The organism is Cellulosimicrobium sp. Marseille-Q4280 (assembly GCF_943181405.1).
Classification (GTDB): domain Bacteria; phylum Actinomycetota; class Actinomycetes; order Actinomycetales; family Cellulomonadaceae; genus Cellulosimicrobium.
In genome coordinates this window covers 411944-424119 of sequence record NZ_CALPBY010000002.1, presented here as the reverse complement: position 1 = coordinate 424119, position 12176 = coordinate 411944, and the positions used below count along the sequence as shown (strand labels likewise).

Below are 12176 nucleotides of genomic sequence, written 5' to 3'. Positions count from 1 at the left end.
GTTAACACGACACCGGATCCGCGGCGTGATATCCCGACAGCCGGCGCGATCAGCCGGCCGTGCGTCGCAGGAGCGTGAGGTGCATGGCGTCGGTGCCGTGGACGTGCGGCCACAGCTGGACGTCCTGGCGCGCACCCAGGTCCACGGCGTCACGGGACTCCGGCCGGACGACACCGCGGACCACCGCGGGCGTGTCCAGGATCTCGACGTCGTCGCGCCGGCGCAGCACGTCCGCGACGACCACCTGGGTCTCCGCGAGGTGCGGGGAGCACGTGACGTAGGCGACCACTCCCCCGGGTCGCACCGCATCGAGGGCGGACGCGAGCAGGGCGCGCTGGAGCCCGGTGAGGACGGCGACGTCGCCCGGCGTGCGCCGCCAGCGAGACTCGGGTCGGCGGCGCAGCGCGCCGAGGCCGGTGCACGGGGCGTCGAGCAGCACACGGTCGTAGGCGGCGGGCTCGTCCTGCCCGACGTCGCGCCCGTCCCCGGTCCGCACGGCCTCCACCGCATCGGGCGGCACGGCCGCGAGCGCCTTCTCGACGAGGCGGGCGCGGTGCGGCTGGACCTCGTTCGCGACGAGGCGGGCCCCGCGCTCGGCGGCGAGGGCGCCGAGGAGCGCGGCCTTGCCGCCGGGGCCGGCGCACAGGTCGAGCCAGCGGGCGTCGGGGCCGACCGACGGGCCGTCCGCGCCGCCGTCGCCGAGCGGGGCGGCGGCGAGGGCCAGGGCGACGAGCTGGCTGCCCTCGTCCTGCACGCCGGCGCGCCCGTCGCGCACGGCGCCGAACGCGGCGGGGTCGCCGCCGTCGAGGACGAGCGCCGTGGGGGCCCAGCGGCCGGGGGTGGTGCGGTCGTCGGCGAGCTCGTCGGGGTCGGCGAGCCCGGGGCGGGCGACGAGCGTGACGCGGGGCGCGTCGTTGTCGGCGGCGAGGAGGTCGGCGAGCTCTCCCGGGTCGCGGCCCGCGCCGGCGAGGGCGTCGCGCAGGGCGCGGGCGACCCACACGGGGTGCGAGCCGGTGGCCGCGAGCGCCGTGAGCTCGTCCGGGGCGTCGGCGGCGACCTGGGCGAGCCAGTCGTCGAGCGGGGTGCGCGCGACGCGGCGCAGGACGGCGTTGACGAGCTGGGCGCTGCCCGCCCCGGTGCACGCGCGGGCGAGGCCGACGGTCTCCGAGACGGCGGCGTGCTGCGGGACCCGCATGCCGAGGAGCTGGTGGGCGCCGAGCCGCAGGATGTCGAGGACGGGCGGGTCGAGGCGGTCGAGGGGTCGGTCGAGGCACCGCGCGAGGATGGCGTCGTAGCGTCCGCGCAGGCGCAGGGTGCCGTAGGCGAGCTCGGTGGCGAACCCGGCGTCGCGCCCGCGGATCTCGCGCTGGCGCAGCAGCGGGGGCAGCACGAGGTTGGCGTAGGCGTCGGAGCCGTCGACCTCGCGCAGGACGTCGAAGGCGGCGGTGCGCGCGGGGTCGGTGCCCTTGCGGCGCTGCGACGGGGCCACGGAGGAGTGGCTCGCCTCGCCGCGGGACCGGGCGGCGCCGCGCTGGCGCCCGCGGGCGTCGCGGCGGGCGTCCTCGGCACCGCCGTCGCGGCTCGAGCGACCGCTGCCGGAGGCGGACGTCGAACGCGTGTTCGACGCACCGGCCCCTCCTCGGGGGGCCGGGTTCGAACGTGCGTTCGACCCCTTGTCGTCACGCGCGCCTCGATCGGGACGACCGCTCGAACGTGCGTTCGACCCCTGGTCCCGGCGGCGGTCGTCGGACCCGCGCGCCCCGCTGCCCGCGGTCACGCCGCCACCTCCGCCGCGCCGAGCACGAGGCCCTCGCGGAGCCGTGCGCCGCGCGCCCAGTCGGCGGCGGGCATGTGCTTCTTGCCCACCGGTGCGACGTCGCCGAGCTGGACGGCGTGCGTGACCGTGCCGACGAGGACCTCTCGCTTGCCCGCCCTCAGCGCGCCGGGTGCGAGGTCCGTGACGTCGGGGCGCGGCGTCACCGGGCCGAGACCGAGGCGGGTCGGACCTCCCGACGCGTCCGGGACGGTGGTCCAGGCACCCGGGGCGGGCGTGCAGCCGCGCACGAGGCGGTCGACCGCGAGCGCCGGCACGTCCCAGCGCACGCGCGCGTCGGAGGTCGTGAGCTTCGCGGCGTGGGACACGCCGTCGGCGGGCTGGGGCTGAGGCCGCAGGGTGCCGTCCTCGAGCGCGTCGAGCGTCGCGACGAGCAGCCCGGCGCCCGAGACGGCGAGGCGGCCGAGGAGGTCGCCGGAGGTGTCGCGGGGGCGGATCGTCTCGGTCGTGGTCCCGAGGACGGGGCCCGTGTCGAGGCCCTCCTCGAGGACGAACGTCGTCGCGCCGGTCACCTCGTCGCCGGCGATGATCGCGCGCTGCACCGGCGCCGCACCGCGCCAGGCGGGCAGCACGGAGAAGTGCAGGTTCACCCATCCGTGCGTCGGCACGGCCAGGACGTCGGGGCGCAGGATCTCGCCGTACGCCACGACGGGCGCCGCGTCGACCTGCAGGTCGCGCAGCGTGGCGAGGAACTCCTCGCCGCGGGGTCGACCCGTCAGGACGGGGACACCCGCCTCCTGCGCCCGCACCCGCACGGGGCTCGGCGTGAGGCGACGCCCGCGTCCCGCGGGGGCGTCGGCGCGCGTGAGCACGGCGACCACCTCGTGGCGGGAGCCGAGCAGGGCGTCGAGAGAGGGGACCGCGGTGTCCGGGGTCCCGGCGAACAGCAGGCGCATGGGCCCGAGTCTAGGTCCCGGGCCGCGGGACGACGGCGCCCGGGGACGCGGCACGACCGTGCCGCGGGCCCGGGGCGGGCGGCACCGGCGGCCGGGCGGACGGGCGCGCGGTGGTCAGCTCGGGCGGGGACGGGCGACGTCGACACCGAGGTCCCGCAGCAGGGCTCGCAGGCCGGGCGTCCCCCGGAACAGGTGCGTACGGAACCCGAGCCGGGCGGCGGCGTCGACGTTCGCGGCGCTGTCGTCGGTGAAGAGGGTGCGTCGCGGGTCGAGGCCGAAACGCCCGATCGCACGCTCGAAGATCGCCGGGTCCGGCTTCGCGAGACCTTCCCGGCCGGAGACGAGGACGTCGTCCATCAAGGTGGTCGCGGGCGCGGCGTCGGCGGCGTGGTGGAAGAGCTCGGCGGACCAGTTCGTCAGCCCGTACAGACGCAGCCCCAGCCCGCGCAGCTCGTCCACGAGCTCGGCCGACCCCTCCACGGGTCCGGAGAGGGTCGCGGTGAAGTGCGTGAGGTACCGGTCGAGCAGGTCGACGTGGTGCGGGTGGCTGCGGGCCACCGCCGCGCGGGCCTCGGCCCACGTCGCCCCCGCGTCCCGCCCGTGGTTGAGCGCGGGGAAGTCGACGTCCGCGAAGAACGTCTCGACGACCTCGGCGTCGTGCCCGTCGTACGCGCGGTACGGGTCCCAGCCGACCAGGACGTTGCCGAAGTCGTACAGCACGGCGTCGACCGCTCGTGGGGCGGCACCCGTCTCGCGGTGGCGGTCGGTCACAGGATCTCCTTCGGGTCGAGCTGCACACGGACGGAACCGCTCTCGCGTCGTGCCGAGCGGACGGCGAGCGAGGCGCCGAGCTGGCGGGCGAGCTCGCGCCCGTCCCGGTGCGGGACGCGCACGACGGCGCGCACCGGACGAGCGGCACCGCCGGCGAGGTCGGGGGCGTCGTCGGGCCGCGAGGGGGCGACCTCGACCGGTCCGAGCACCGTGTCCGGTCCCGCGAGCCCCACCCTGTCGAGGACCGCCGCCACCGCGGCACGGTCGCCCGTGACGGCGGCGACGCGCACGGCGGGCGGCAGCGCGAGCTCGGCACGCTCGTCGAGCTCGCGGTCCGCGAGACCCGCGGGGTCCCACCGGACGAGCGCGTTCGTCGGCGCGGGCGCGGCGTCGCCGACGAGGAGCACCTGACCGCCGTCGCCCGCCGGGCGCACGAGCGAGGCCGCGGCGAGCCAGCGCGCGAGGGCGTCCTGCGCGACGTCGAGCCCGACGTGCGCGGTGCTCACCGCGGCGTCCAGCAGCAGGGCGGCCGTGTACCCGCCGTCGGCGACCGGCTCCGCGCCGGGCGTCGCGACGACGAGGGCCGGCTCGCCGCCCACCGCAGCCAGCACGCCGCCGGCCGCCCCCGCGCCGGACATCCGCACCGGCACGCCCGGGAACGCACGGCCCAGCTCCTCCGCCGTGCGCTGCGACCCCACGCGGACCGAGCGCAGACCCGTCCAGTGGCACTCGGGGCAGGACCAGCCGCCCGCGAGCGCGCCGCACCACGCGCACTGCGGCGCCGCGCCCGGCCCCGGCAGGGCGAGCGGGCCGTGGCAGGCCGTGCAGCGCGCGGGCGTGCGGCACCGCGCGCACGCGACGACGGGAAGGTACCCCGACCGCGGCACCTGCACGAGGACGGGTCCGTGCTCGAGCGCGGACCGGGCCGCGCGCCACGCCGCGGTGGGGATGCGCGCCGCGGCACCCGGGCCCTCGGCGGCGAGCTCGACCGACGTCAGTGCGCGCACGCGCGGCGCCCGGGACCGCACGACGTCGCGCGCCGCCGCGAGGTCGTGCGCCCACCCGCGCGCGAGCAGGGCGTGCCCCGCGACGGTGCGCCCGTGTCCGCCCAGCAGGTACGCCGCGCCCTCCTGCTCGCTGCGCAGCGCGAGGACCTCCCGTGCGTGCGGGTACGGGGCGCGCGGCTCCGCCAGCGTGTCCTCGCCGTCGTTCCAGCACACGACGAGCCCCAGGTCCGCGACGGGCGCGAACGCCGCCGCGCGCGTGCCGACGACGACGCGCGCGAGACCGCGCCGGACCGCGAGGAAGCCCCGGTAGCGCGGCGCGGGTCCCTCGTCGGCCGTGAGCCGGACCACCTCGCCACCGCTCGCGGGGTCCCACGCACCCAGGCCCGCCGCCGCGAGCGCCGCGCACACCTGGTCGACGTCACGCGCGTCCGGCACGACGACGAGCGCGCCCCGTCCGACGCCACGCACCACGCGCACCGCCTCCGCGACCGCCGCCGCCCAGTGCGTGACGGGCAGGACCGTGCCCGCGCTCCCGCGTCGTCGACCGCGACCTGCCGCTCCGTCCCCGGCCGCGGGTCCGCCTCCCTCAGGGCGGTCCGGCGCGGGGGCGAGCCCCGGCAGCGCGGTCCAGACGGCGCGCGGTGCGCCGCCGCGCGCGAGGTGGGCGAGGAACGCGGGACCGGCCCGGTAGGCCCCCCACACCGAGGCCGCGCCCGGACCGGTGGGCGCCGTCGCCGGCGCGCCGGACGACGGTCCGGACTCCGTCCCCGTCGTGGTCACGGTCGTCGTGACGTGCGCGGTGGACTCCTCCGCCGCGTCGCTGCCGGCCGGCACCCGGACCGTCCCCGCGGTCAGCCCCTGCTCGGCGCGCGCGTGCCGGGGCGGGACCGCGAGACGCAGCACGTCCGGCAGGGTGCCCGCGTACAGGTCGGCGACGGACCGGGCGAGCCGCAGCACCTGCGGCGCCAGCACCGTCTCGGGCGACACGACCCGCCGCACGGGCTGCAGACGGCCGACGTGCTCCGAACGGTCGAGCCGGGCCAGGACGTACCCGTCGACGTCCCGCCCGGCGAACCGCACCTTGACGCGCGCGCCCGGCTGCGCGGCGTCGGACATCGCCGCCGGCACGAGGTAGTCGTACGGACGGTCCAGGTGCGGGGGCGCGAGGTCGAGCACCAGCTGGGCGACCGGGAGCTCGGTGGCGAGCTCCAGCGCCCCCACGGGCGCCGTACGCCGCGGCGCCTCCGGAGCGGGGACGTCGATGCCGGGGAGCACGTCCTGGACCGTGCGCGCGGGGTCGCCGACGTCCTCGCCGTCCACGTCCCGGAAGGGCACGCGCCCTCCCGCACCCCGAACGGTCCCGTCCTCGCTGCTCACGACCTCATCCCACCACGGCCCACCCGCACGGCCGGAGCCGGGCGCGGGCAGGACGTGCGGGCCGGTGCGGCGCTCAGACGGCGGACTGCAGGGCCGCGACGCGGTCCGTGCGCTCCCACGTGAAGTCCGGCAGCTCGCGGCCGAAGTGGCCGTAGGCCGCCGTCGCGGCGTACACGGGGCGCAACAGGTCCAGGTCGCGGATGATCGCCGCGGGACGCAGGTCGAAGACCTCGCGGATCGCGGCCACGATGCGCTCGACCGGCACCGTCTCGGTGCCGAAGGTCTCGACGTACATGCCCACCGGGTGCGCCTTGCCGATCGCGTACGCGACCTGCACCTCGCAGCGGCGCGCCAGGCCCGCCGCGACCACGTTCTTCGCCACCCAGCGCGTCGCGTACGCGGCCGACCGGTCCACCTTCGACGGGTCCTTGCCGGAGAACGCGCCGCCGCCGTGACGAGCCATGCCGCCGTACGTGTCGACGATGATCTTGCGACCCGTCAGACCGGCGTCGCCGCGCGGGCCGCCGATGACGAACGTCCCCGTCGGGTTGACGAAGAGCCGCGTCTCGCGCGTGTCCAGGTCGACGCCCGCGGCCTCGAGCACCGGGGCGACGACGTCCTCGGCGATCAGGCGGTGCAGCTTCTCCTGCACGACGTCGGGGTCGTGCTGCGTGGACAGCACCACGGTGTCCAGGGACACGGCCCGGTCGCCGTCGTAGCCGATCGTCACCTGCGTCTTGCCGTCCGGCCGCAGACCGGGGACCGTGCCGTCCCGGCGGACCTGGGCGAGGCGCTCCGCGAGCCGGTGGGCGAGCCAGACCGGCAGCGGCATGAGGCTCGGCGTGTCGTCGCTCGCGTACCCGAACATCAGGCCCTGGTCGCCCGCGCCCTGGGCATCGAGCGGGTCGTGCCCCGCGGCCGCGTCGTCGCGATCCTCGAGGCTCTTGTCCACCCCCTGGGCGATGTCCGGCGACTGCTGGCCGATCGACACCGACACGCCGCACGAGTCCGCGTCGAACCCGATCGCGGACGACGTGTACCCGATGCGCCGCACGACGTCGCGCACCACCTGCGGGATCTCGACGTACGCGTCGGTCGTGACCTCCCCCGCGACGTGCACGAGACCGGTCGTGACCATGGACTCGACCGCGACGCGCGACGTCGGGTCCTGCGCGAGCATCGCGTCGAGGATCGCGTCCGAGATCTGGTCGCAGACCTTGTCCGGATGACCCTCGGTGACGGACTCGGACGTGAAGAGACGGAGATCAGCCATGGCGCACAGCGTACCGTCCCGCAGGGTGGGCGCAAGCATCCGACAGGTGAGACATCGCGGTCTAGCTGTGATGTCCAGGGAGGTTGTCCGGATCCCGTGATGACGACACGGGGGCGGGTTACCGGATGACGAAGGCCTCCGGTTGTGAAGTGGAGCTGTCGAGGAACCACTTCCACCCGCCGGAGGCCTTCGTGTCACACGCTAACGCCCTGCTCACCCCGAGAACACGACTGCGGCTGGCGCGGCTGGTCGTCGAGTCCGGCTGGACCTACACGGCCGCGGCGAAGATGTTCATGGTCTCGGCCCGCACCGCGAGGAAGTGGGCCGAGCGATATCGCACCGAGGGCGTGGCCGGGATGGCCGATCGCAGTTCGCGCCCGCACCACAGCCCGACCCGCACCCCGCAACATCTGGTCAAGCAGGTCGTGCGGCTGCGGTGGCGACACCGGTTGGGACCGGTCCAGATAGCCGGGCGCCTGCACATGCCCGCCTCCACGGTCCATGCGGTGCTGGTGCGGTGCCGGATCAACCGGCTCACCCGGATCGATCGGGTCACCGGCGAACCATTGCGCCGCTACGAGCATGACCATCCCGGCTCACTGATCCATGTCGACGTCACCAAGTTCGGCAATATCCCCGACGGGGGCGGGTGGCGCTACGTCGGGCGGCAACAGGGCTACCGGAACCAAGCAGCAACCGCTCTACGCACAGGCCGCACGGCCAAGGGCAACCCGAGCATCGGCACCGCCTACCTGCACACCGTGATCGACGACCACTCCCGACTCGCCTACGCCGAGATCCGGTCCGACGAGAAGGGCGCAACCGCGGTCGACGTGCTCGAACGCGCCGTGACCTGGTTCGCCGCACGCGGGGTGCACGTCGAGCAGGTGCTGTCCGACAACGGGTCGGCCTACCGCTCCCACGCCTGGCGCGACGCCTGCACAAGGCTGGGGATCAAGCACAAGCGAACCCGGCCCTACCGCCCGCAGACCAACGGCAAGATCGAACGCTTCCACCGCACGCTCGCCGACGGGTGGGCCTACGCCCGCTTCTACGCCTCAGAGACCGAACGCCGCGCCGCGCTACCCGGATGGCTCCACTTCTACAATCACCACAGGCTCCACAGCGCGATCGGCAACCAGCCACCGGTCAGCCGGCTGACCAACCTCCCTGGACATCACATCTAGCGGGCGGCCGCCGCCGCCCGGGTCACGACGGCGTCCCACACCGCGTCCGCGACCTCCCGCTTCGAGCCGGACGACGTGGCGACGACCTCGCCCGAGCCGTCGACGATCGTCACGTCGTTCACGTCGACGCCGAAGCCCCGACCGTCGCCCACCGCGTTCACGACGAGCAGGTCGGCGCCCTTGCGCCGCGCCTTCTCCCGCCCGTGGTCGAGCACCGAGCCCGCGCCGTCCCCCGTCTCGGCCGCGAACCCCACGACCACCTGTCCCGGGCGCAGCCGCTCGTGCGCGAGCTCGGCGAGCACGTCCGGGTTCTCCACGAGCACGATCGGCGCCGGCCCCTGACCGGGCACCTTCTTGATCTTCGCCCCCGGTGCGCTCACCGGCCGGAAGTCGGCCACCGCGGCGGCCATGACGACGACGTCCGCCGTCGCGGCCGCCGTCCGCACCGCCTCGCGCAGCTGCGCCGTGGTCTCGACCGGGACGACGTGGATGTCGGGGACCGGCGCCGAGGCGGTGCCCGCGTCGGGTCCCAGCACCTCGCCGTCGAGGTTCGCCGCGACGAGCGTCACGCGCGCCCCGCGCGCCTGCGCCGCGCGCGCGAGCGCCGCACCCTGGCGGCCGCTGGACCGGTTGCCGATGAACCGCACGGGGTCGATCGGCTCGCGGGTCCCGCCCGCGGACACCACGACGTGCAGCCCGGCGAGGTCCTGCCCCTGCACGGACGGCTCGCCCTGGCCCGGGTCCGTGGCCGGCACCGGGTCCGCGGCGCGCGTCGCGATCTCGAGCGCCGTGCGGGCGATCTCCTCGGGCTCGGGCAGCCGTCCCGGTCCCGTGTCGGCGCCCGTGAGCCGACCCGACGCCGGCTCGATCACGTGCACGCCCCGGGCCCGCAGCGTCGCGACGTTCGCCACCGTGGCGGGGTGCTCCCACATCTCGGTGTGCATGGCGGGAGCCATCACCACCGGGCAGCGCGCCGTGAGCAGGGTGGACGTGAGCAGGTCGTCCGCGCGCCCCGTCGCCGCCCGCGAGAGCAGGTCGGCGGTCGCCGGGGCCACGACCACGAGGTCCGCGCCCTGGCCGAGCGCGACGTGCGGCACGTGCTCCACGTCCTCGAACACCTGGTCCGTGGCGGGCTCGCCCGACAGGGCCTCCCACGTGGGCGCGCCCACGAACCGCAGGGCCGACGCCGTCGGCACGACCCGCACCCGGTGCCCCTGCTCGCGCAGGAGCCGCAGCAGCAGCACGGACTTGTACGCCGCGACACCGCCGCTGACGCCGAGCACGATCCTCATGGGGCTCCTCGCGCACGAGACCGCCCCGCCCGGCAGCAGCCGGGCGGGGCGGTCGGTGACTCAGTCCTCGGAGCCCTCGGCGGGCTCGGAGCTCTCGATCGTCAGGAGGCCGGCGCTGATCTCGCGCATGGCGATCGACAGCGGCTTCTCCTGGTTGCGCGTCTCGAGCAGCGGGCCGACGTTCTCCAGCAGGCCCTCGCTCAGCTGCGAGTAGTACGCGTTGATCTGACGCGCGCGCTGCGCCGAGTAAATGACGAGCGCGTACTTCGAGTCGACGTGCTCGAGCAGGTCGTCGATCGGCGGGTCGGTGATGCCCTCGGGGGCGGCGACGGTTCCGGACACAGTTCGCTCCGTGGGGTTCTCGGGTCCTGCAGCCGGTCGCTGCAGCGGTTTCGTACGGTGGTGCGGCGCGCGGGAGGGGATGACGCGGCCGACGACGACGCCCGCGACGGTCGTCCCGGGAGGTCGGCGGCGGCGGCTCGCCGCACGCACCGACCTCCCAGTCTACTCCGTGCGCGCCGCCGCCCGCTGCGCACCGCTCCCTGGTGCAGGCCCGGCGCCGGGTCCCGCGTCGACGGGACGCGGCTCGAGCCCCATCACCCGGACGAGCTCGTCGGTCGCGCGGTGCACGTCGTCGTTGACGATGACGTGGTCGAACTCCGACTCCGCGGCGAGCTCCACGCGCGCGGTGGTCAGCCGCCGCTCCCGCTCCTCCGCGTCCTCGGTGCCGCGCCCTACGAGGCGGCGGACCAGCTCGTCCCAGCTCGGTGGGGCGAGGAACACGAACCGGGCCTCGGGCATCGACGCCCGCACCTGCCGTGCCCCCTGCAGGTCGATCTCGAGGAGCGCGGGCACCCCCGCGGCGAGCCGGTCCTCGACCGCCCGCCGCGGGGTGCCGTAGCTGTTGCGGCCGTGGACGACCGCCCACTCGAGCAGCTCGTGCTCCGAGACCATGCGGGCGAACTCGTCCGTGCCGACGAACAGGTAGTGCACGCCGTCCTGCTCGCCCGGGCGGGGGTCGCGCGTCGTCGCCGACACGGACAACCAGACCTCCGGGTACCGGGCGCGGATGTCCGCGGACACCGTGCCCTTCCCGACGGCGGTCGGTCCCGCCAGGACGGTCAGACGGGCAGGACGGGGCACGGGCGGGTGTGCGGAAATGTCAGCCAAACCTCTCGATGAGGGCCGCGGACTGGTGGGGGCCGAGGCCGCGGACACGACGTGTCTCGGCGATCCCGATCTCCTCCATGATCGCGCGAGCCTTCACCTTACCCACGCCGGGCAGCGACTCCAGCAACGAGACGACCTTGAGCTTGCCGATCATGTCGTCCGTCTGCCCGCGCTCGATGACCTCCTTCAACGAGCCCTGCGAGTACTTCAGGCGGTTCTTCACCTCGGCGCGGACCCGTCGGGCCTCCGCGGCCTTCTCGAGCGCGGCCGCGCGCTGTTCTGGGGTCAAGGGTGGTAGTGCCACTCAAGTCACCTACTCGTCGTCAGGCGGATGGGCCCACTCTGCCGGATCCGCGCGGGTACCGCACGCCGGGTCGTTCCCCGGCCCACCTGCGCGGACGTCGGCCCTTCGAACGTAGCGACCCCGCACGCGGCAGGCAACGACCGGGAACCGCGCGTCGGGGCGCCGTCAGGGCACGAGCCGCGCCGCGAGCGCGTCCCGCACGTCGTCCGTGACCCCGCAGGCCGCGAGATACCCGTCGATGTCGCCGTGCTCGCGCTCCGCGAGCTCCCACGCGCTGCTCAGGTAGTCGGGCTCGACCGTCAGCAGAGGACCGAGCGCGGCCGCGTCGAGACCCGGGATCGGCGGGACGACCGCCGCGAGCCCGTCGGCTGCGGCCGCGCTCGCGAGGTACTCCGTCATGCGGTCGTCCTCGCCGACGCCCGCGACGTGCTGGGCGAGGGCGACCACCCACCCCGTACGGTCCTTCCCGGCAGAGCAGTGCACCACCACGGCTCCGGGCGCGGCCGCGAGGTCAGCGAGGACCCGGCCGACCGTCGCCCGGATCCCGGGGTCGCGCACGAACGTCTCGTACACCCCGAGCATCATGCGCCGCGCGACGACCGCCGGGTCGGGCGCCGTGACGAGGCTCGCGACGAGCGCCGCGGGGTCGGCCGACCGGGTCCCGCCGACCTCGTCGGACCCGGACCCGAGGCCGCGCGCGGGGTCCATGCCCCGGCGCAGCACCGTCACCCCGCCGGGCACGACGTCGACCCCGTCCCGCTCGAGCTCGTCGTCGCCGCGCAGGTCCAGCACGGTGGTGACCCCGAGGTCGGCGAGCGCCGCCTGGCCGCTCGCGGTGAGGCGCGACAGGCTCGCCGTGCGCAGGAGGACGCCCGGGCGCAGCGGCCCGGTGCCCCCCACGGGCACGGCGCGCCCACCGACATCGCGCGCGTTCCAGGTGCCCTCGATCTCCAGCGCCCCGGGCACGGCGGGGCCCGGTGAGGCCGTCGGCGCGCCGAGGGGCGGGATCGCGGTGGTCGGGGCGGTGGCGCGCGTCGCGGCGTCGTCGGTGCTCATGCGGGCAGT

At 76.0% G+C, this 12176-nt stretch carries 11 protein-coding genes; 1 reads left to right on the top strand and 10 read right to left on the bottom strand.

Annotation, left to right across the window (positions count from 1 at the left end):
* Nucleotides 1-49: 49 nt before the first annotated feature.
* The 5 genes from NFS20_RS06650 to metK form a co-directional block, all read right to left on the bottom strand.
* Nucleotides 50-1489 carry an RsmB/NOP family class I SAM-dependent RNA methyltransferase gene (locus tag NFS20_RS06650; RefSeq protein ID WP_251150948.1) on the bottom strand — a complete coding sequence of 480 codons (1440 nt, stop codon included), beginning with the start codon at nucleotides 1487-1489 and terminating at the stop codon, nucleotides 50-52.
* A 284-nt stretch (nucleotides 1490-1773) separates the two neighbouring features.
* A complete protein-coding gene (gene fmt / locus NFS20_RS06645; RefSeq protein WP_251150947.1) occupies nucleotides 1774-2730 on the bottom strand; it encodes a methionyl-tRNA formyltransferase in 957 nt (318 codons plus the stop codon).
* Nucleotides 2731-2844: 114 nt separating this feature from the next.
* Nucleotides 2845-3501, bottom strand: a complete 657-nt coding sequence (locus tag NFS20_RS06640; protein WP_251150946.1) for an HAD family hydrolase — start codon at nucleotides 3499-3501, stop codon at nucleotides 2845-2847.
* On the bottom strand, nucleotides 3498-5843 hold the full coding sequence (locus NFS20_RS06635) for a primosomal protein N' (RefSeq protein ID WP_502800790.1): 2346 nt from the start codon (nucleotides 5841-5843) through the stop codon (nucleotides 3498-3500). The genes NFS20_RS06640 and NFS20_RS06635 overlap by 4 nt, the downstream gene beginning before the upstream one ends.
* Nucleotides 5844-5958: 115 nt before the next feature.
* Nucleotides 5959-7158 carry a methionine adenosyltransferase gene (metK, locus tag NFS20_RS06630; protein WP_251150945.1) on the bottom strand — a complete coding sequence of 400 codons (1200 nt, stop codon included), beginning with the start codon at nucleotides 7156-7158 and terminating at the stop codon, nucleotides 5959-5961.
* Nucleotides 7159-7349: 191 nt separating this feature from the next.
* On the opposite strand from metK, the gene NFS20_RS06625 reads away from it, so the two are divergent.
* A complete protein-coding gene (locus tag NFS20_RS06625) occupies nucleotides 7350-8345 on the top strand; it encodes an IS481 family transposase (RefSeq protein WP_251151240.1) in 996 nt (331 codons plus the stop codon).
* On the opposite strand, the gene coaBC is transcribed toward NFS20_RS06625, so the two are convergent.
* The 5 genes from coaBC to NFS20_RS06600 all read right to left on the bottom strand — a co-directional run bounded on the left by coaBC (nucleotide 8342) and on the right by NFS20_RS06600 (nucleotide 12167).
* Entirely contained in the window at nucleotides 8342-9637 is a 1296-nt protein-coding gene (gene coaBC, locus NFS20_RS06620; RefSeq protein ID WP_251150944.1) for a bifunctional phosphopantothenoylcysteine decarboxylase/phosphopantothenate--cysteine ligase CoaBC, read from the bottom strand. The genes NFS20_RS06625 and coaBC overlap by 4 nt on opposite strands.
* Nucleotides 9638-9697: 60 nt before the next feature.
* Entirely contained in the window at nucleotides 9698-9979 is a 282-nt protein-coding gene (gene rpoZ, locus NFS20_RS06615) for a DNA-directed RNA polymerase subunit omega (protein ID WP_251150943.1), read from the bottom strand.
* A 162-nt stretch (nucleotides 9980-10141) separates the two neighbouring features.
* Nucleotides 10142-10780, bottom strand: a complete 639-nt coding sequence (gmk, locus tag NFS20_RS06610) for a guanylate kinase (protein WP_251150942.1) — start codon at nucleotides 10778-10780, stop codon at nucleotides 10142-10144.
* Nucleotides 10781-10799: 19 nt separating this feature from the next.
* Nucleotides 10800-11111: an integration host factor, actinobacterial type gene (gene mihF / locus NFS20_RS06605; protein WP_021482878.1), complete on the bottom strand. Its 312-nt coding sequence runs from the start codon at nucleotides 11109-11111 to the stop codon at nucleotides 10800-10802.
* 165 nt (nucleotides 11112-11276) lie between these two features.
* A complete protein-coding gene (locus tag NFS20_RS06600) occupies nucleotides 11277-12167 on the bottom strand; it encodes a tyrosine-protein phosphatase (protein ID WP_251150941.1) in 891 nt (296 codons plus the stop codon).
* Nucleotides 12168-12176 lie beyond the last annotated feature (9 nt).

Excerpts from the sequence above, each read along its gene's own strand:
- coaBC (WP_251150944.1), bottom strand. The coding sequence starts at position 9,637 with ATGAGGATCGTGCTCGGCGTCAGCGGCGGTGTCGCGGCGTACAAGTCC.
- metK (WP_251150945.1), bottom strand. The coding sequence starts at position 7,158 with ATGGCTGATCTCCGTCTCTTCACGTCCGAGTCCGTCACCGAGGGTCAT.
- NFS20_RS06600 (WP_251150941.1), bottom strand. The coding sequence starts at position 12,167 with ATGAGCACCGACGACGCCGCGACGCGCGCCACCGCCCCGACCACCGCG.
- fmt (WP_251150947.1), bottom strand. The coding sequence starts at position 2,730 with ATGCGCCTGCTGTTCGCCGGGACCCCGGACACCGCGGTCCCCTCTCTC.